Annotated in this window: 20 protein-coding genes; 16 read left to right on the top strand and 4 right to left on the bottom strand. The window is 64.6% G+C overall.

Annotation, left to right across the window (positions count from 1 at the left end; translation table 11 throughout):
* Nucleotides 1-17: 17 nt before the first annotated feature.
* Both KPL76_RS09635 and holA read left to right on the top strand, forming a co-directional pair.
* Nucleotides 18-803: a ComEC/Rec2 family competence protein gene (locus KPL76_RS09635; protein ID WP_216332749.1), complete on the top strand. Its 786-nt coding sequence runs from the start codon at nt 18-20 to the stop codon at nt 801-803.
* A 9-nt stretch (nt 804-812) separates the two neighbouring features.
* Complete coding sequence (gene holA, locus KPL76_RS09640) at nt 813-1883, top strand: DNA polymerase III subunit delta (RefSeq protein ID WP_253201982.1); 1071 nt, start codon at nt 813-815, stop codon at nt 1881-1883.
* A gap of 198 nt (nt 1884-2081) precedes the next feature.
* Here the strand turns inward: holA and rpsT are convergent, their stop codons facing one another.
* Entirely contained in the window at nt 2082-2342 is a 261-nt protein-coding gene (rpsT, locus tag KPL76_RS09645) for a 30S ribosomal protein S20 (RefSeq protein ID WP_216332750.1), read from the bottom strand.
* Nucleotides 2343-2506: 164 nt separating this feature from the next.
* Here rpsT and KPL76_RS09650 point away from each other — a divergent pair, with 164 nt between their 5' ends.
* From KPL76_RS09650 to KPL76_RS09660, 3 genes are all read left to right on the top strand, one after another.
* Complete coding sequence (locus KPL76_RS09650; protein WP_216332753.1) at nt 2507-3664, top strand: pyridoxal phosphate-dependent aminotransferase; 1158 nt, start codon at nt 2507-2509, stop codon at nt 3662-3664.
* A gap of 195 nt (nt 3665-3859) precedes the next feature.
* Entirely contained in the window at nt 3860-5710 is a 1851-nt protein-coding gene (gene lepA, locus KPL76_RS09655; protein ID WP_216332755.1) for a translation elongation factor 4, read from the top strand.
* A gap of 21 nt (nt 5711-5731) precedes the next feature.
* Complete coding sequence (locus KPL76_RS09660; protein WP_216332757.1) at nt 5732-6397, top strand: SIMPL domain-containing protein; 666 nt, start codon at nt 5732-5734, stop codon at nt 6395-6397.
* A 101-nt stretch (nt 6398-6498) separates the two neighbouring features.
* On the opposite strand, the gene KPL76_RS09665 is transcribed toward KPL76_RS09660, so the two are convergent.
* Nucleotides 6499-7311: a DUF4214 domain-containing protein gene (locus KPL76_RS09665; protein ID WP_216332759.1), complete on the bottom strand. Its 813-nt coding sequence runs from the start codon at nt 7309-7311 to the stop codon at nt 6499-6501.
* An 88-nt stretch (nt 7312-7399) separates the two neighbouring features.
* Here KPL76_RS09665 and KPL76_RS09670 point away from each other — a divergent pair, with 88 nt between their 5' ends.
* A complete protein-coding gene (locus KPL76_RS09670) occupies nt 7400-8065 on the top strand; it encodes a DUF1990 family protein (protein ID WP_253201983.1) in 666 nt (221 codons plus the stop codon).
* A gap of 33 nt (nt 8066-8098) precedes the next feature.
* Nucleotides 8099-9391, top strand: coding sequence for a coproporphyrinogen-III oxidase family protein (locus KPL76_RS09675; RefSeq protein ID WP_216332763.1), 1293 nt, complete (start codon nt 8099-8101; stop codon nt 9389-9391).
* 78 nt (nt 9392-9469) lie between these two features.
* Here KPL76_RS09675 and KPL76_RS09680 read toward each other — a convergent pair whose 3' ends face one another.
* Both KPL76_RS09680 and KPL76_RS09685 read right to left on the bottom strand, forming a co-directional pair.
* Nucleotides 9470-9913, bottom strand: coding sequence for a DUF4870 domain-containing protein (locus KPL76_RS09680; RefSeq protein WP_371733888.1), 444 nt, complete (start codon nt 9911-9913; stop codon nt 9470-9472).
* Between the two features lie 97 nt (nt 9914-10010).
* The gene (locus KPL76_RS09685) at nt 10011-10442 is read right to left on the bottom strand and encodes a DUF4870 domain-containing protein (RefSeq protein WP_216332771.1); all 432 of its coding nucleotides are present in this window, start codon (nt 10440-10442) and stop codon (nt 10011-10013) included.
* 241 nt (nt 10443-10683) lie between these two features.
* Here KPL76_RS09685 and hrcA point away from each other — a divergent pair, with 241 nt between their 5' ends.
* From hrcA to dapA, 9 genes are all read left to right on the top strand, one after another.
* Nucleotides 10684-11706: a heat-inducible transcriptional repressor HrcA gene (gene hrcA / locus KPL76_RS09690; RefSeq protein WP_216332773.1), complete on the top strand. Its 1023-nt coding sequence runs from the start codon at nt 10684-10686 to the stop codon at nt 11704-11706.
* Between the two features lie 107 nt (nt 11707-11813).
* Nucleotides 11814-12929 (top strand): molecular chaperone DnaJ, encoded by a 1116-nt coding sequence (gene dnaJ, locus KPL76_RS09695; RefSeq protein ID WP_216332774.1) that lies wholly within the window; start codon nt 11814-11816, stop codon nt 12927-12929.
* Between the two features lie 160 nt (nt 12930-13089).
* Nucleotides 13090-13836: a 16S rRNA (uracil(1498)-N(3))-methyltransferase gene (locus KPL76_RS09700; protein WP_216332776.1), complete on the top strand. Its 747-nt coding sequence runs from the start codon at nt 13090-13092 to the stop codon at nt 13834-13836.
* Between the two features lie 73 nt (nt 13837-13909).
* Entirely contained in the window at nt 13910-14269 is a 360-nt protein-coding gene (locus tag KPL76_RS09705; protein ID WP_216332778.1) for an HIT domain-containing protein, read from the top strand.
* Nucleotides 14256-15374 (top strand): PhoH family protein, encoded by a 1119-nt coding sequence (locus KPL76_RS09710; RefSeq protein WP_371733889.1) that lies wholly within the window; start codon nt 14256-14258, stop codon nt 15372-15374. Before KPL76_RS09705 ends, KPL76_RS09710 begins: the two co-directional genes overlap by 14 nt.
* Nucleotides 15371-15838 carry an rRNA maturation RNase YbeY gene (gene ybeY, locus KPL76_RS09715; RefSeq protein WP_216332793.1) on the top strand — a complete coding sequence of 156 codons (468 nt, stop codon included), beginning with the start codon at nt 15371-15373 and terminating at the stop codon, nt 15836-15838. The genes KPL76_RS09710 and ybeY overlap by 4 nt, the downstream gene beginning before the upstream one ends.
* Nucleotides 15835-17190, top strand: coding sequence for a hemolysin family protein (locus tag KPL76_RS09720; RefSeq protein ID WP_216332795.1), 1356 nt, complete (start codon nt 15835-15837; stop codon nt 17188-17190). Before ybeY ends, KPL76_RS09720 begins: the two co-directional genes overlap by 4 nt.
* Nucleotides 17187-18101, top strand: coding sequence for a GTPase Era (gene era / locus KPL76_RS09725; RefSeq protein ID WP_216332798.1), 915 nt, complete (start codon nt 17187-17189; stop codon nt 18099-18101). Before KPL76_RS09720 ends, era begins: the two co-directional genes overlap by 4 nt.
* A 20-nt stretch (nt 18102-18121) precedes the next feature.
* A complete protein-coding gene (gene dapA / locus KPL76_RS09730; protein ID WP_253201984.1) occupies nt 18122-19129 on the top strand; it encodes a 4-hydroxy-tetrahydrodipicolinate synthase in 1008 nt (335 codons plus the stop codon).
* Nucleotides 19130-19185 lie beyond the last annotated feature (56 nt).

Genomic DNA, 19185 nt, shown 5'->3' on the forward strand with positions numbered 1-19185 from the left:
CGGGCTCAGGCCTTGGCGTGACTCTCTCTGCCGGCTCGGCGTGGCCGGGCAACTGGCAGATCGCCGCCTGCGACATCGGTCAGGGCGATGCCGTCGCCGTGCACGACGCCGATCGGTTTGCGCTGGTGGATGTCGGGCCCGACCCTGAGCTGCTCCGCTCCTGTCTGGATCGCCTCTCGATCTCCCGGATCGACCTGCTCGTGCTCACTCACTACGACCTCGATCATGTGGGCGGGCTGTCAGCCGTTCTCGGAATGGTCTCGGTGGTACTGCTCGGTCCGGCCGAAGACGGCCGCGATGCTGCGATGGCAGACGCCCTCACACAAGCAGGCGCTGAGGTTCGCCACGCTCACCGCGGCGACGTCGGCGAGCTGGCCGGCCTGTCGTGGAACATCCTCTGGCCACCCGTAGACACACAGCTCCGCGGTAACGATGCGAGTGTGACGATCGAGTTCACGGGTTCCCTCCGCTCGCTCTTCCTGGGTGACCTGGGCGAAGACTCCCAGCGACTGGTTTCGGCGGCCAACCTTCTGAGCCACGAAGACGTCGTGAAGGTCGCGCACCACGGAAGTGCCGACCAGAGTGAAGACTTCTACCAGGCCATCCGGGCAGCGGTGGGGTTGATTTCGGTCGGTGCGAACAATCGGTACGGGCATCCGACCGACCGGCTGCTGGGTATTCTCGGTCGCAGCCAGACCAGCGTCTTCCGCACCGATCTTCTCGGCATGATCGTGGTCGCGCCCTCACCCGACGGCATCGTGGTGTGGTCAGACGGTCAGGCTAGGGTTGAGAAGAAGAGATGAGGTGTGGTGGTGGCAGGAGCACGATCCGGTGGGTCCGCCGGCGCGCGGGGCGCTTCTCGCTCACCGGCCAAGGCTTCGGCCAAGTCGCCTGCCCCTGTCATTCCACAACTGAGCTGGGAGAACATCCGCCCTGCCGCTGTGGTGCTGGTCTCGGGCCCGGAGTCCTTTCTCGCCGACCGTGCCATCCGGCGCCTTCGCGAGCTGCTGAAGCTCGAAGACCCGAGCCTCGAGGTGAGCGACATCGACGCCTCTGGTTACGCGCCGGGCGAGCTGCTCACCATGGCGAGCCCCTCGCTGTTCGGCGAACCGCGCCTGATCAGGGTGTCGTCAGTCGAGAAGTGCACAGACGGGTTTCTGCTCGAAGCGATCGACTACCTGGCCTATCCAGCCGATGACACGTGTGTCGTGCTTCGCCACGGCGGGGGAGTGCGCGGCAAGCGCCTTCTCGATGCCGTGCGCGCCAGCGGCGGCGATGTCATCGAGGTCGTCTGCGCTGAACTCAAGAAAGACACCGAGCGCTATGACTTCGCCGTCGCAGAATTCCGTGCGGCGGGTCGGCGGGTCAGCCCCGGCGCTCTTCGGGCCCTCGTTTCGGCCTTCACCGACGACCTCGCCGAACTCTCCAGTGCCTGTGGCCAGCTGATCGCCGACACGTCAGACGAGATCACCGAAGCGACCGTCGAGCGGTACTACTCCGGCCGAGTCGAAACCAATGCTTTCGCCGTTGCAGACAGTGCGATCGCTGGCCGGTACGGCGAGTCGCTGGCGCTGCTTCGGCACGCTCTTGCTACCGGCGCAGACCCGGTGCCGATGGTTGCCGCTTTCGCGATGAAGCTTCGCACGATGGCGAAGGTACTCGGCACGAGGGGCGGTTCAGGCCAGCTCGCCGGGCAGCTTGGCATGGCACCCTGGCAGGTCGACCGCGCCCGTCGGGACCTTCAGGGGTGGACGGGCGAGGGCCTCGGCCGCAGCATCCAGATCCTCGCTGAGACCGACGAGAACATCAAGGGCGGCGGCCGTGACCCGGTCTACTCCCTCGAGCGCATGATCGCCACGATCGCCTCCCGGGGCGAGCGCTGAGCTGCGCGTACACCGAGTCAGAGACGCGGCTCGGTGAGCTGAATTGTCCCGAAAGTGCCGCGGTTCGGGACGTTTCCACGCACCGTGAGCTGTGCTCGCTCTGCCTGTCGTTGTGCCGGCGGGGTCACGCAAAAAAGCCCCGCGGTTGCGGGGCTTTTTTCGTAGATTTGCGCGAGGAGCGCGCGCAAATCAATAAATTCAGAGGGCGGCGACGCTCGTGGAGATCGACGACTTGCGGTTCGCAGCCTGGTTCTTGTGAATGACGCCCTTGCTGGCAGCCTTGTCGAGCTTCTTGCCTGCGAGGCTCAGAGCGGCCGTGGCCTTCTCCTTGTCGCCCGCGGCAACGCTGGTCTTGACGGCGCGGATGGCGGTCTTCAGCTCGCTTTTCACGGCCTTGTTGCGCTCGTGCGCCTTGTCGTTGGTGCCGATGCGCTTGATCTGGGACTTGATATTTGCCACGGAATTATCCTCTGTATCTGGTGCTGGTCTGGGGGGTATCTGTATCGCAGCTCGCGTTCACAAAGCGAGTGCGGAAGCCAACAGGCAACACTACCAGTTGCTGGCCTCTACTTCAATCCAGACCGCGGCAACCCGCGCATTCGGATGCGATTACCGTTAACCCTATGCCCCATCTCGCCGCGCACATGGATTCAGTGCCCCCTTCGGGTATCCGCCGCATATTCGAGCTGGCCCAATCGCTCGACGATGTGGTCTTTCTCGCCGTGGGAGAGCCCGATGTCGCTGTCGCGCCGCACATCCTCGAAGCCGCCGCCCGCGCGTGGCAAGCAGACGAGACCTACTACACGCCCAACGGTGGCATTCCGGAGCTTCGCGCTGCGATCGTCGCCAAGCTCGCCGCCGAGAACGGGATCGTGGTCGACGCCGAGCAGGTGTGGGTGACCAACGGCGGCATGCACGCCCTCTACCTCGCCATGACCCTGGCGCTCGGCCCGGGAGATGAGGTGCTGCTGCCCGACCCCGGCTACTCGACCTTCCCGATGAACGCACGGATGATCTCCGCCGTGCCCGTTCCTTACACGCTGCGCAGCTCTCATGACTTCCTGCCGGACTTCGACGAACTCGAGCGTCTCGTCACGGCCAACACCCGCATGATCATCGTGAACTCCCCATCGAATCCATTGGGAGCGATCCTTCCGCGGGAGACCATCGAGAAGCTCCTCGCATTTGCCCGCAGGCACGACCTCTGGGTGCTGAGTGACGAGGTTTATGAGCGGTTCACCTATGGTTCGCTGCACACCTCCATCGCTGCCCTCGACGACGAAGACCGGGTGTTCTCGGTGTTCTCCCTGTCGAAGACGTACGCGCTCACGGGAGCACGGATCGGCTACCTGGTGACCCCGCCCGGCATGTCGCAGATCCTCCGCACGGCGCAGGAGGCGATCATCAGCTGCATCAACCTCCCCACCCAGCTCGCAGCGGTGGCAGCGATCACCGGGCCGCAGGATCACGTTCTCACGGCGGCAACTCACTACCGCGAGAACCTCCAGGCCGCCACTGAACTCCTGCGCGAGCTCGGCATCGAGTACCTCGAGCCGTCTGGGGCGTTCTACCTCTGGGTGGACGTCTCGTATGCGACGGGCGGCGATGTTGCCGAGTGGGCGGAGCGCTTCCTGCTCGAACAGCGCGTGGCGGTGGCGCCGGGCAGCGCGTTCGGCCGGCACGGTGAGGGCTGGATCCGCCTGTGCGTGGCTGCAGATCTCGCAGACATCGAGACGGGCATCCGTCGTCTGCCCCGCCCGCCCGCACCGGCTACGGTCTGAGCCGACTCCACTTTCGGCGGAACGCAGAGTGTCGCCGTCTCTCTTGTCGACGCTTGCCAATATCTCCGACGAATCTCAACAGCGAATTCACGAGCCAGCCGCTCGAGCAACCAGAGTCTCGTAAACTTCTCTGAGCGCGCGCGTGCACAACCCGCCGCCAGCGCGAAACACTTCGCACGAAACCCAGAGGAACGCGTGAGCCCCAGAGCAGTACAGGAACTCCAGCCGGCGTCGACCGACCCCGCGTTCATCCGCAACTTCTGCATCATCGCGCACATCGACCACGGCAAGTCGACCCTCGCCGACCGCATGCTGCAGATCACCGGCGTCGTATCAGACCGCGACATGCGCGCGCAGTACCTCGACCGCATGGACATCGAACGTGAGCGCGGCATCACCATCAAGAGCCAGGCTGTTCGCATGCCGTGGGCGCTTGACGGCCAGACCTACGCCCTCAACATGATCGACACCCCCGGCCACGTCGACTTCACCTATGAGGTCAGCCGCTCGCTCGCCGCCTGTGAGGGTGCCATCCTGCTGGTCGACGCGGCGCAGGGCATCGAGGCCCAGACACTTGCGAACCTCTACCTCGCGCTCGACAACGACCTGAAGATCATCCCGGTGCTCAACAAGATCGACCTGCCGGCCGCCGACCCCGACAAGTACGCCGAAGAGATCGCCGGCCTCATCGGCGGCAAGGCCGAAGACGTGTTGCGCGTGAGCGGCAAGACCGGAATGGGCGTCGAAGAGTTGCTCGACCTCGTGGTCGCGACGATTCCGGCCCCCCAGGGTGACCCACAGGCACCGGCGCGCGCGATGATCTTCGACTCGGTGTACGACTCGTACCGCGGCGTCGTGACCTACGTGCGCATGATCGACGGCAAGCTCACGCCGCGTGAGAAGATCATGATGATGAGCACCAAATCGACCCACGAGGTGCTCGAGATCGGCGTCAGCTCTCCAGAGCCCACCCCGAGCAAGGGGCTGGCCGTCGGCGAGGTCGGTTACCTCATCACGGGCGTGAAGGATGTCCGGCTCAGCAAGGTCGGCGACACCGTCACCACATTCAGCCGCCCGGCGACCGTCGCGCTCAAGGGCTACAGCGAGCCCAAGCCGATGGTGTTCTCGGGCCTCTACCCGATCGACGGCTCGGACTACCCGAATCTCCGCGAAGCGCTCGACAAACTGAAGCTCTCGGATGCTGCGCTCGTCTACGAGCCCGAGACCTCCGTTGCCCTCGGATTCGGCTTCCGCTGCGGTTTCCTGGGCCTCCTGCACCTCGAGATCATCACCGAGCGGCTGGAACGCGAGTTCGGCCTCGACCTCATCGCCACGGCGCCGAGCGTTATCTATGAGGTCACGACCGACGACAAGAAGACCGTCACTGTGACGAACCCGAGCGAGTTCCCTGGCGGCAAGATCAAGAGCGTCAGCGAGCCGATGGTCAAGGCGAGCATCCTCGCGCCGAAGGACTATGTCGGCACGATCATGGAACTCTGCCAGGGCCGTCGCGGAACCCTGAACGGCATGGAATATGTCGGCACCGACAGAGTCGAGCTGCACTACAACATGCCCCTCGGCGAGATCGTCTTCGATTTCTTCGATCACCTCAAGAGCCGCACCCAGGGGTATGCGAGCCTCGACTACGAGCCCATCGGCGAGCAGGAGGCAGACCTCGTGAAGGTCGACATCCTCTTGCAGGGCGAGGCGGTCGATGCGTTCAGCGCCATCGTGCACAAAGACAAGGCCTATGCGTACGGGCTGCTGATGACCGAGCGGCTGAAGAAGTTGATTCCCCGCCAGCAGTTCGAAGTCCCGATCCAGGCGGCCATCGGCGCGCGGATCATCGCCCGCGAGTCGATCAGCGCCATTCGCAAAGACGTTCTCGCAAAGTGCTACGGCGGCGACATCTCCCGCAAGCGCAAACTGCTTGAGAAGCAGAAGGAGGGCAAGAAGCGCATGAAGATGGTGGGCCGTGTCGAGGTTCCGCAGGAGGCTTTCATCGCTGCCCTCTCAGGTGACACCGAAACCAAGAAAGAAAAATAGCGGCCGGGTAGGGTGCTGCGTATGGCTGAAACTATCATCACCGTCGAGGGGCACTTCGACTACCATCACCCGGCTGAACGCGGAACAGTGATGCTTGCCGCTGGCTTCCAGGGCCCTGAACGGGCGTCGGTCGTGTCTCGTACGGCCCAGCTGCACGGCGCGCTCACGCAGCAGGCGCAACAGTTGGTGGCAGGCAACACAGTTACGTGGTGGTCGGCCGACCGGATGCGCGTGTGGAGTGAGCGCCCGTGGAACAACGCGGGTGCGCAGCTTCCACTCGTGCACCACGCGAGCGTCGGGCTGGAGGTGAAGTTCTCTGACCTTTCTGCGCTGGCAGTCTGGGTCGAGAACGTCGCGACGCTCGACGGGGTGACGGTGACGGGCATCCACTGGGCGCTCACCGAGCTCACAAAGTCCCGCATCACAGCTGAGGCGCAACAGCGCGCCGTGAACGATGCGGTTGTTCGCGCGACGGCCTACGCCCAGAGCCTCGGCCTTTCCACCGTGGTGCCGCTGGCGCTGGCTGACCCCGGTATGCTCGGCGACGATTCCCGGCTGTTCTCGCCGACAGGTGCTGCCCCCATGGTGCGCGCGATGGCTGCTTCTGCTCAGGAGGGCGGCCTGGATCTGAAGCCCGAAGACATCACGGTCGAATCCCGCGTGCACGCCCGCTTCGCGGCATCCTGAGTTCTCTGAAGAAAAGCAGCGCGGGTCTCATGCTGGATCAATTGAAGCGGGCGGCATCCTCGGCGGTAGGTCGGGCAGCCAATAGGCGAGGATTCCCGTACTCAGGGGTAGCGGGAGACGGCGCGGGAATAGTACTCGTCACTTCCCGAGAACCCTCCGCGCACGGCTGAGTCCCCAATTCGGAGGTCGAGTGATGCCCACCACTCGAGTCCGCCCTCGTCGGCGATTCGACCCAGGAACTGCTGGTACATCGGTTGTACCCGATCACGCGCGGCCTCCGTCGAGTCGTAGATGGCGTCGATCAGGAAGGGTTTCGCCGAAAATCTGCCCAACGTGTATGCCCATGCTGCGTTGAGCCAATTGAAGCCTTCGAGGCCCATCGCTTCGCGACCCAGGATGCTCGCGTAGAGGGCATCGACGAAGGCGCCGTCGTTCGGGGGAGCGTTGTACCGAGCGGCAGCGCGAGCGTAGAACTCGTCCGAGTTGTAGAAGGCTTTACTCATGTCGTCGGTGGTAACGACCCCACGGCGTAACGCATCGAGCCACCACGATTCGCCGGTGGGATCTGGGTCCCGGCCGAGCACAGTGCGGTAGGTGGCGGTGATGCGGATCAGACGATACTCATCGCTGTTAGCAAATGAATCAGCAATGGTGCGGCGAGGCGCGCCCGCAGCCAATCGTGTGCTCCAGAATCCGACCTCATCAGGCGAGGGCTGTCTGCCGAGAAAGTCAGCGTAGAGAGAGGTGACAAAAGCATCGCGGGGGGCGAGCTGGATCGTGGAAGCTACTGCCGGATCGCCCGATGCGCGTACGGGCTGGGCCGCCATCGCACCGGCAGAGCCGACAAGCGTGCTCAGCACGAGCGCAGTCGAGACCAGCGCAGTCAACGCAACACGGACAGTCTTCGTCGTCATGATCCCAGCTTCCCCCGATGTGGACCCATTGTGCCGTTCAGATTAGCGCACGAGCGAACCTCTCGCACGAACAGCGATAATGGATCACGTGGCAGAGACAGAACGACGAACCAGGTCGACGCACAACGGGCAATCGCTGAGCTATGCGGCGATCGGCGCGAGCCAGGCCGACGACCTGATGTACTACCCGCCGAAAGGTTTCAGACCGTTCGAGTCACGTGCGCGCCTCGGGTCTGGCGACGAGCGGTTCGAGTCGGCCGCCGAGGCGGTGTTGACCTGGGGAATCCAGCGCGGCAGTGGCATGCAGATCGAGAACATCGAGCTGCCTCCGGCGAGCGACACCGACTACGCCGGGCTCACTTACGATGCGGCGGGAATGCCCATAGCCCCCCGGGGACTCGACGAAGACCAGACCTACACCGAAGACGGCACACCGCACGTTGCTCCCGGTGTTTCGGCCGAACTGGTCGTCCACGTCTTCGGGGTGCGATTCGTCGCACCGGTGCGGGTGGTCTCGGTGACGAGCGACACCCACCGGGTCGGCTTCGCCTACGGTACGCTCCCCGGCCACCCCGCCATGGGTGAAGAGAGTTTCATGGTCGATCACCACGACGACGACTCGGTGTGGGTGGTCATCCGTGGCTTCTCCAAGCCGAGTTCCTGGTTCTACCGGCTGGGTTCGCCTCTGCTCCGGTGGCAGCAGCGCAAGGCGACAAAAGAATACCTGCGCGCGTTGTTGCCCGCCCGCGCGTGATCGGACGCATCGACAAACGCAGGGAGGCGGCACGTGGGTAGCGCGCTTCCGCTCGGCGACCCCGCTCCGCCGGACGGACTGCTGCCGGAGTCGGCCGCCGAACGCGCCAACGGGCATCCATTCGGCGTGTATCTGCACGTGCCCTTCTGCCGGGTCCGCTGCGGGTACTGCGACTTCAACACGTACACCTCGAGCGAACTGCGCGGCGCCAAGCAGGTCGACTACGCCGGGCAGGCCGTGCTCGAGGTTGCCCTCGCCGACCGGATTCTGACCGAGTCGGGCGTGAAGCGTCGCCCAGTCTCGACGGTGTTCTTCGGCGGCGGTACTCCGACCCTGCTGCCCAGCCATCAGCTCATCGACATGCTCGACGCCGTGCGCACCACCTGGGGCTTGGAGCCCGGGGCTGAGGTCACGACCGAAGCCAACCCCGATTCAGTGGATGCCCGCTACCTGAACGAGCTGGCTGAAGCCGGGTTCACACGGGTGAGCTTCGGAATGCAGTCTGCGGTTCCGCACGTGCTCCGAACGCTCGACCGCACGCACACGCCCGAACGGGTTCCCCAGGTGGTGCGGTGGGCGCGGGACGCCGGCCTGCAGGTGAGCCTCGACCTCATCTACGGGACCCCGGGCGAGAGCCTCGACGACTGGCAGACCTCGCTCGACGCCGCGCTGCAGCTCGAACCAGACCACCTCTCGGCCTACGCCCTGATCGTCGAGCAGGGCACCAAGCTCGCGCGGCAGATCCGCTCGGGGGAGTACCCCGAACCCGACGACGATCTCGAAGCCGACATGTACGAGCTGCTGGATGCCCGGCTCCGCTCGCACGGTTACGAGTGGTACGAGGTGAGCAACTGGGCGCGCGGATCGGGTCGCGGGCCGCGAGCCGGCGCTGCCCCCGTCACCCCCAGCGACGTCGTGCTCGATTCCGAGTACGAGTCGCACCGGTCACGCCACAATCTCGCCTATTGGCAGGGTCACGACTGGTGGGGTATCGGCCCGGGTGCCCACAGCCATGTCGGCGGCACGAGGTGGTGGAACGTCAAACACCCGGCGGCCTACGCCGATCGGATGCTCGCCGGGCTGTCACCGGCGGCAGGCCGGGAGACGCCCGACGCCCAAGCACGCGAGTTGGAGCGGGTTCTGCTGCAGGCGCGCATCCGCCACGGCCTCCGGATCTCCTCGCTCGGTGACGCAGCACGACGCGAAGTGGCCGGCCTCATCGCCGACGAGCTGATCGTGCCGAAGTCGGCGTTTGCGGGCACGATCGAGCTGACCGTGCGCGGTCGCCTGCTGGCAGACGCTGTGGTTCGCCGGCTCACAGCCTGATCGGGCAGAACGTGAGTCATTGGCCTCGGCGGTGCCGAATGAGATCAGTGCACGAATGAGATCAGTGCACGAATGAGATCAGTGCACGAATGTGATCGTGCACCACGCCGGGTAGACGTAGAGTTCGCCCCGGTTGGCCGCGATCGCAGCCATGATGCTGAAGACGATGACGAGCACGGCACCGCCGAGAGCGGCGACCAGGCCGATGACCAGAATCGGGATGCCGATGAGTACGATCAGTAGGAACGAGCCGATCATGGTGATGATGGCCGCTGCCACCTGCAGGATGATCATCGTGACCTGGAAGTTCAGCGCCGTTCGGGTGTGATCCCGAACGAACAGCCCGCGGTCTTTGAGCACCAGAAAACCGATGAGCGACGGAAGTGCGCCGAACACGATTCCGCCGAGGTGGATGAGCGTCGCCCAGAGGCGCTGGTCGCTGGGATTCATCGGCTGCGGCGGCGCATACTGCAGCGGAGCGGGCGACACGGGCGGCTCGGAAGCGGGAGGCTGGTACGTCACCCCTGCAGCTTAAACGACGGAGCGCCCCCCGCGATAGAGCCCAATGGGAGGGGCGCTCGGCCGTCGAGTGAACGCCGGCAGTGGGGGAGTCCTCGCGTTACTTGATCCAGCGATAGTTCAGCGGGTAGCGGTACGTGCCACCACCGTTGACCCGGACTCCGCCGATGATCGCGAAGATGAGGTTCACGATGAGCACGGCGAAAACCAGCAGGCCGAAGAGAAGCCCGATGAACGGGATGATGCCCAGGATGTTCAGCACGACCACTGCTCCGGTCACATTGATGGTCCAGTTGAGGGCTTCCTTGCTCTCCTGGTTGACCAGGGGGCCGCGATCTTTGAAGACCAGGTAGATGACCAGGGCAGGAATCAGCAGGATGATGTTGCCGAAGTGAGCGAGCGACGCCCACAGTTTGTCGTCTGATTGCGACAACGGAGCGGCGGGTGCCGCAGCGTAGCCCTGCGCAGGCGGCGGCGGGACGGGCTGACCCGAGTTGGGGTCATACGGCGGGGTTGCGTTGGGATCAGACATTTTCGTGTGCGCCTTTCAGACGAATGTGGAAAAAAGCGATCTGCTTCTCTGTCACAGTGAGCGTGAGTCGATCCCCTCTCACCCATTGGGGCGCGCCGAACACGTTCAAGCACAAGATACTGCGAGGTGCCTACGCGGGGCAATGATCTTTACTCAGCGTGTCGTAATCTTCGGGCGATATATAATTGGCACTCTGATCATCGGAGTGCTAAACACGAGTTCGAGGAAGGCGGCATCGTTCATGGTTTCTGAGCGCAGCCTCGAAGTTCTCCGCGTCATCGTGCACGATTACGTGGCATCCAGAGAGCCCGTCGGCTCCAAGTCGATCGTCGACCGCCACTCCTTCGGTGTTTCCGCAGCCACGATCCGCAACGACATGGCCCTCCTCGAAGAGGAGGAGCTGATCGTGGCTCCGCACACCTCGTCGGGTCGCATACCCACAGACAAGGGCTATCGGCTCTTCGTCGATCATCTCGCAGACCTGAAGCCGCTCTCCGGCGCGCAACGGCAGGCGATCGAGACCTTTCTCGGTTCATCCGTCGACCTCGACGACGTACTGGCCCGCACTGTACGGTTGCTCTCCCAGCTCACGCAGCAGGTGGCGATGGTGCAGTACCCTTCGCTGTCGCAGGCGCGGGTCAGGCACGTCGAACTCGTGGCTCTTGCTCCCACCCGGCTGCTGTCTGTCGTCATCACCGACACCGGTCATGTCGAACAGCGAATCGTCGAGGTTCCCCTCGACACCGATGAGACTTTCCTGGCAGACGTCCGGGCCCGGGTGAATTCCGCAATCGCGGGGCTGGGTCTTGACGAGGCCGCCGGTGCGTTGGCGATCTTCCCGGCGCAGTTCGCACCCGGCAGGGCTTCTGCGGTGGCGATGATCACGACGGTTCTCGCCGAGCAGGTGGCTGCAAACCGCCAGGAGAAGCTGCTCATCGCCGGTGCGGCCAACCTGGTCCGGACCGAAGGCGACTTCGCCGGGAGTGTGCTCCCGGTACTCGAGGCCGTGGAGGAGCAGGTGGTGCTACTGCGTCTGTTCAGTGAGATGCAGGCTGACCAGTTCGGAATGTCGGTGAGCATCGGCAGGGAGAACGCCTCCTTCGGCCTGGCAGAGACCTCAGTGCTTGCCAGCGGCTACAGCTCTGCGGGTGGTGCGGTGGCACGACTCGGAGTCCTGGGGCCGACACGCATGGACTACTCCACGAACATCGCTGCGGTGCGAGCCGTGGCGCGATATCTCTCGAAGAGCCTCGGTGAGGCGTGAGCGACGCATAGTGCCGAGCTTCGAGAGGAGCCCCCGGCACCGCGCGAGCGAATCTTGTCTCCCATTCATCACAACATATTCCGTATCAAACAAAGGAGAAGCCCTTCGTGGCTGACCACTACGACGTTCTCGGTGTCGAGCGAACCGCGACGACCGACGAGATCAAGAAGGCCTACCGACGGTTGGCCCGCGAACTCCACCCCGATGTGAACTCGAGCCCCGACGCAGAAGAACGGTTCAAGTCCGTCACGCACGCCTACGACGTTCTCAGCGACCCCGGGCAGCGACAGTCCTACGACCGCGGGCCGCAGGCCGGCTTCGGCGGGGGTGCAGGCGGCGCCCAGGGTTTCGGCGGCTTCGGTGACATCTTCGAGACGTTCTTCGGTGGCCAGCAGGGCCAGAGCAGAGGCCCCCGGTCCCGTGCCGAACGGGGGCAGGATGCCCTGCTCCGCGTGGAGGTCGACCTCGGAGAGGTCATCTTCGGTACGCATCGTGACCTCGAGGTCGACACCGCCGTGTTGTGTGAGACCTGCAACGGTACCTGTGCCCAGCCAGGCACGCATGAAGTTACGTGCGACATCTGCCACGGCACCGGCCAGATCTCGCGCACGGTCCGTTCGCTGCTCGGCAACGTCATGACGAGTTCGCCCTGCGGCACGTGCCGTGGGTACGGAACGATCATCCCGAACCCCTGCGTCACGTGCCAGGGCCAGGGCCGCGTGCGCTCGCGCCGGGTCATCCCCGTCGACATTCCTGCGGGCGTCGACACCGGTCTTCGCCTCCAGATGCCTTCGCAGGGTGAAGTCGGGCCGGCCGGTGGCCCTCAGGGCGACCTCTACCTCGAGGTGAAGGTGCGCCACCACGATGTCTTCAGCCGCAACGGCGACGACCTGCTCTGCACTCTCGAGGTACAGATGTGGGATGCGGTGCTCGGCACGAACACCGTGGTCAAGGCGCTCGACGGCGACGTCGAGATCGAACTGCGGGCGGGCATCCAGAGTTCTGAGGTCGTCACGGTCAAATCACGGGGAGTGACCAAGCTGCGTGGTGGAGGTCGCGGTGACCTGAAGATCGGCATCCAGGTCGTCACGCCGACCAAGCTCGACCACAAGCAGAAAGACCTGGTCAAGCAGCTTGCTGCGGCTCACAAGTACCCGTCGCCGACGCTCGGGCAGTTCCAGCAGGGCCTGTTCTCGAAGCTCCGCGACAGGTTCATGAACTGACGCGTGGCCCCTTCGATGTGGCTTGCGGTTGGGGCATCCGGCCCGCGAGATGACGCTACACGCCTTCCGGCTCGTCAGCTGTGGGCGCGTGTCGCGTCAGTTCGACGTGGGCTCGCCCCGGCCGACTCCCAGCGCCACGCGCGCGGATAGGATTCTGCACGTGAGCTCTCTCTTTCTTCGCGACGATCTTGCCGCTGTGCCACACGAGGTCGGCGATGTGGTCGCGCTGCACGGTGATGAAGCGAAGCACGCGGTCACAGTGAACCGGCTGCGTGTCGGTCAGCACACCTCCATCGGCGATGGTGGTGGCCTGATCGTGAGAGGGCCGGTGGTCGGGGCTTCCGGGGCCGAGCTCACGATCGCTGTCACCGAGGTCACAGAAGAACGGATGCCCGGCCCCTCGCTCTGGCTGGTGCAGGCCCTGGCGAAGGGCGACCGCGATGAGCTCGCCATCCAGGCCGCGACAGAACTCGGCGTCGCCGGTGTCGTGCCGTGGAGTGCTGACCGGTCAGTGTCGCGCTGGGCGGGTGCCAAAGTGGCCAAAGGGGTCGAACGATGGCGGAGCATCGTTCGCGAGGCAGCAAAGCAGTCGATTCGCGCCTGGGTCCCCGATGTCGCTGAGCTGCACTCGACGCGCGACCTCGTGAAGCTGGCCGCCACCAGCCGCATGCTGCTTCTCGAGCCGACGGCGAGCCTCGCGCTGACCGACTTTTCGCTCGACGGTGAGGATGCTGCGGCCGACCTCGTTCTCGTCGTGGGGCCGGAGGGCGGCATCAGCGCGGGGGAGCTCGACGTCCTGACCCGGGCCGGTGCGATACCCGTTCGACTCGGAAACACGATTCTGCGCACGTCAACGGCCGGCCCGGCCGCGCTGGCGGTACTCAACGCCAGGCTGGGTCGCTGGTAGCACACGCAGCTCGTCGCTGGCGTTCCCCGCAGTGGGCGGGCTGCCTGTCAGGTGCCCGGCTTAAGATGGAGTCATGCCAGTTCCTGCCGAGCCGTCCATCTTCAGCCGCATTGTGGCTCGCGAGATCCCCGCGACGATCTATGCCGAGACAGACACACTGATCGCGATCGCCGACATCGCCCCCAAGGCACCGGTGCACATCCTGATCGTGCCGAAGACCGAAGAATACGCGAACGTCGTCGAGCTGGCGGCGGGTGATCCCGGGCTTCTCGCTGAGCTGGTCGCGCTCGCAGCCCAACTCGCCGCAGAACACGCCGAAGGGGACTTCCGACTGGTCTTCAACACCGGCGCGGGCGCTGGGCAGACGGTGTTCCACGTTCATGCCCACCTGCTCGCCGGTTCTCTCGAAGAAGGCTCCCTTGCCGGGTTCTGAAAACGGCCCGGGCACCAATAGACGCACCGCTGAGGCCGTGGTGCACGTCGACGGGCTGGCCATGGTCAGGCTGCTCGGCCCTCAAGATCGTCTCGTGACACTGGTCGAGAAGCAGTTTCCGAGCGTCAGCCTGCACAGCCGGGGCAATGAGATCACTTTGACCGGCCCCGCTGGCGACGTCGAAGCTGCAGAACGCCTCGTCGAAGAATTGGTTCAGATGGTCAGGGCAGGTAACGACGAACTCACCGAGATCGAGGTGACTGCTTCGGCGCGCATGCTCGACTCCGACCGGGCATCGAGCCCCTCTGACACGCTCGGCCAGCCGATCGTCACTACCCGCGGAAAATCGGTGCGTGCGAAGACGCTCGGGCAGAAGAACTACGTCGACGCGATCGACGAGAACACGATCGTCTTCGGCATCGGGCCCGCGGGAACGGGCAAGACGTACCTCGCGATGGCCAAGGCTGTGCAGGCACTCCAGCGCAAGGAGGTCAACCGCATCATCCTGACGCGGCCGGCCGTCGAGGCGGGTGAACGCCTGGGTTATCTGCCCGGTTCCCTCACCGACAAGATCGATCCATACCTGAGGCCCCTCTTCGATGCACTCAACGAAATGCTCGATCCCGAGATCGTGCCCAAACTCATGGCCACCGGTGCCATCGAGGTGGCCCCGCTGGCCTACATGCGCGGCCGCACCCTCAACGACTCGTTCATCGTGCTCGACGAAGCGCAGAACACGACACCCGAACAGATGAAGATGTTCCTGACGCGTCTCGGATTCGGCTCGCGCATGGTCATCACGGGCGATATCACTCAGATCGACCTTCCGTTGGGTACGAGTGGCCTGCAGGTGGTTCGGGGTGTGCTCGACGGTATCGACGACATCCACTTCGCTACCCTGACGAGTGACGATGTCGTGAGGCACACCCTCGTGGGTCAGATCGTCGACGCCTACACCCGTTTCGACCAGATTCAGCTCGCAGGCCGAAACCGTGCCGCTGAGCGTCGCGCTGGAGCCACGGCGTCTTCGTCGACCGAATCCCGACAGCCGCACACACTGACGCCGAGCGCGCAGAGCCAGAGCACACAGAGAGACCGCCCATGAGCATTGAAGTGAACAACGAATCGTCGATTCCGGTCGACGATGAGGCGCTGCTGCGCCTGGCCAGCTATGCGCTCGAACAGATGCACGTGCATCCCGATGCCGAACTCGCGATCGTGCTGGTCGACGAGGCGGCAATGGAACAGCTCCATGTGCAGTGGATGGACGAACCGGGCCCGACCGATGTGCTGAGCTTTCCGATGGACGAGTTGCGACCGGGTACCGAGGAGGCCCCGACGCCTCCCGGCCTGCTGGGCGACGTCGTGCTGTGCCCCCAGGTCGCCGAAGGGCAGGCACAGACGGCAGGCCACTCGACGCTCGAAGAGCTGCTGCTTCTGCTGACCCACGGCATTCTGCACCTCCTCGGCTTCGACCATGCCGAGCCGGCAGAGGAGAAAGAGATGTTCGGCATCCAGGGTGACATCCTGGTCGGCTTCGCCATGAAGGAGCGCCGCCGCAGAGTATGACGACCCTCCCTTTCGTCGGCCCGTTCGTTGCGGTCGCATTCGTACTCGTCGTGCTGGGTGGGTTGTTCGCGGCTGCAGACTCCGCGATGGCGTCGCTGTCGCGGGCTGACATCCTCGAGCTGGCCGAGCGGGCGCGGGCGAAACGCTCGCTGCGCGCGATTGCCGAAGAGACCGGCGCGCACATCAACGTGGTCAACTTCGTGCGCGTGGTGGTCGAGACATCGGCCGCCGTTCTCGTCACGATCGTTCTCGCCTACAGCCTCGACCAGATCTGGCTGGCACTGACGCTCTCGATCCTCATCATGACCGCCGTCTCCTTCGTGCTGGTCGGTTCGAGCCCTCGAAGCGTCGGTCGAGTGCACGCGCGGGTCGTGCTGCGACTCACGGCTGTGCTCGTCCACCTTCTGCGCGTTCTGCTCGGACCCATCGCAAGTGCCTTGGTCGCCATCGGCAACCGCGTGACCCCCGGCCGGCCACGATCAGCCACGTTCTCGTCAGAAGAACAGCTCCTGAGCATGGTCGACGAGGCCACAGAGCTCGATGTGCTCGAAGAAGACGACCGGGAGCTCATTCACTCCATCCTCGAATTCAACGACACTGTCGTGCGCGAGGTCATGGTTCCGCGTACCGATATGGTCACGGTCGACGTCGATGCGACCGTCGGGCAGAGCATGGGCCTGTTTCTGAGCCGCGGCGTATCACGGATGCCCGTGGTCGCCGGCAGCGTGGACGAGATCACGGGCATCCTCTACCTGCGCGACGCGGCGCGGCTCAGCCATGAGAAACCCCGCGCCGTCGACGTGGTCACCGTGTCAGAGCTCGCCCGGCCCGCCCTGTTCGTGCCGGAGTCGAAGAACGTCGATGACACGCTCCGCCAGATGCAGCTCGAATCCAACCACCTCGCGATGGTCGTCGACGAATACGGCGGTATCGCGGGGCTGGTGACCATGGAAGACTTGATCGAAGAACTCGTCGGCGACATCTCCGACGAATACGATCGTGAAACGGTCGACATCGAAGAACTCTCGTTCGGCGTCTACCGGGTCAGCGCGCGACTGCCTGTCGACGAACTCGGCGAACTGTTCGGCATCGAGCTCGACGACGACGACGTCGATTCCGTGGGTGGCCTGCTCGGAAAGGCGCTCGGCCGCCTGCCCATCCAGGGCTCGGTTGCTCGAATCGCCGGTCTGGTCCTCACCGCGGAACGCACTGACGGCCGGCGTCGGCGAATCAGTACCGTCGTGGTCGAGCGCGATGCCCCCGAGATCTTTCCGCTCTCCGATGAGGTGAGCGCATCATCCAGATCGTCCCAGAAGACCACGAAGAAGAAGCCCGAGAAGGAGTCCGAATGATCGGCTCAGAATCCGTCACCGACCCCGACTTCAGGGCGGGATTCGTCTCGTTCGTCGGGCGACCCAATGTCGGCAAGTCGACCCTGACGAATGCCCTGGTCGGCGAGAAGGTCGCCATCACCAGCTCAAAGCCCCAGACCACACGGCGTGCGATCCGCGGCATCGTGCACCGACCGGATGGCCAGCTCATCCTGGTCGACACGCCGGGCATGCACCGCCCCCGCACCCTGCTCGGTGAGCGACTGAACTCTGTCGTGCAGTCGACGCTCGGCGATGTCGACGTGATCGGTTTCTGCGTGCCCGCAGACGAGAAGCTCGGCCCCGGCGACCGGTTCATCAACGAGCAACTCGACGCTTTTCCCGGTGCGAAGAAGGTTGCCATCGTGACCAAGATCGATGCGGCATCGCGCCCTGCCGTCGCCGAGCAACTGCTCGCGATCTCGGAGCTGCGCAACTGGGAGGCGATCATCCCGATCTCGTCGACCAGCAACCTGCAACTCGACATTCTGACGGCAGAACTCGTCAAGCTCCTGCCTCGCTCGGGCAAGCTCTACCCCGACGACCAGAAGACCGACGAAGGGCTTGAAGCCCGTATTTCTGAGCTCATCAGGGAAGCAGCGCTCGAGGGCGTGCAAGACGAGCTTCCGCACTCGATCGCCGTCACCATCGACGACATGATCGAGCGTGACGACCGCGACCTGGTCGAGATCTACGCCAACCTGTTCGTGGAGCGCGATAGCCAGAAGGGCATCATCATCGGCAAGTCCGGGAGCCGGCTGGGCGAGGTCGGCGCCCGGGCAAGGGCGGCGATCGAGCCTCTCGTCGGCAAGCAGGTCTTCCTGAGCATCCGTGTGAAGGTCGCCAAGGACTGGCAGCGCGATGCGAAACAGTTGGGCAGGCTTGGATTCTGATTCACCGGTACTCTGTCAACGTGGCTCCTTCGACTGAAATCCCCTCCACCCCCGCCCCGGCCGAGAATCCCTTCGGGCAGGTGTTGGTCGCCCTGGTGACCCCGTTCACTGCTGACGGCGAGGTCGACTGGGCGAGCGTCGAGAAGCTCATCGACAGCGTCATCGTCGACGGCGCCGACGGCATCGTCGTCACGGGCACCACCGGAGAGACGTCGACCCTCACCGACGCCGAGAAGGTTCGCCTGGTCGAAGTGGGCAAGTCGGTCGCCGACGGCCGCGCGAAGATCATCACCGGCGGCGGCTCGAACGAGACCGCGCATGCCATGCAGCTGGCCAAACAGAGTGAGAAAGCCGGTGCCGACGGTAACCTCGTTGTCACGCCGTACTACAACAAGCCCACACAGGCCGGCGTTCTCACGCACTTCCGCATGATCGCCGACGCGACCGACCTGCCGGTCATCCTCTACGACATCCCCGGTCGCACGGGTATCCCGATCAGCTACGACACGATTCTTCGGGCAGCGAAGCACCCGAACATCCTCGCCATCAAAGACGCCAAGGGTGATTTCAGCGAGGTCAGCCGCGTGCTCAACCGGACCGACCTGCTGTACTTCTCGGGCGACGATTCGAACGTGCTGCCGCACCTGGCGATCGGCGCGACCGGCCTCATCGGCGTGACCAACAATATCGCTGCCCGGCCTTACCGCATCATGATCGACGCCGTGAACGCAGGCGACCTCGCCACTGCAACGGCGATGCACAAGGCGCTGGAGCCCCTGGTTCGCGCCACCATGACCCACGTGCCCGGCACCGTCGCTGTCAAATACATCCTGCACGGCCTCGGGCGCATCTCGAGCCCCCGCGTGCGACTCCCTCTCGTCGGCCCCGAAGAATGGGAGGCCGCGAAGATCGAAGACGAAATCGATCTCGTCCGCACCATTCCCGGGCTCTCATTCACCAATTTCCGACCCGACCGCAACGCCGCCGCTGGTGGAGCGCTGCCCAAGATACCTGGTACGACCCGCTAGAACGCGGCTTTTTCACCCCAGTGCCCTCACGCGAATGCCGTGTGGAGGCCGAATAC

The organism is Subtercola sp. PAMC28395 (assembly GCF_018889995.1).
Taxonomy (GTDB): Bacteria; Actinomycetota; Actinomycetes; order Actinomycetales; family Microbacteriaceae; genus Subtercola.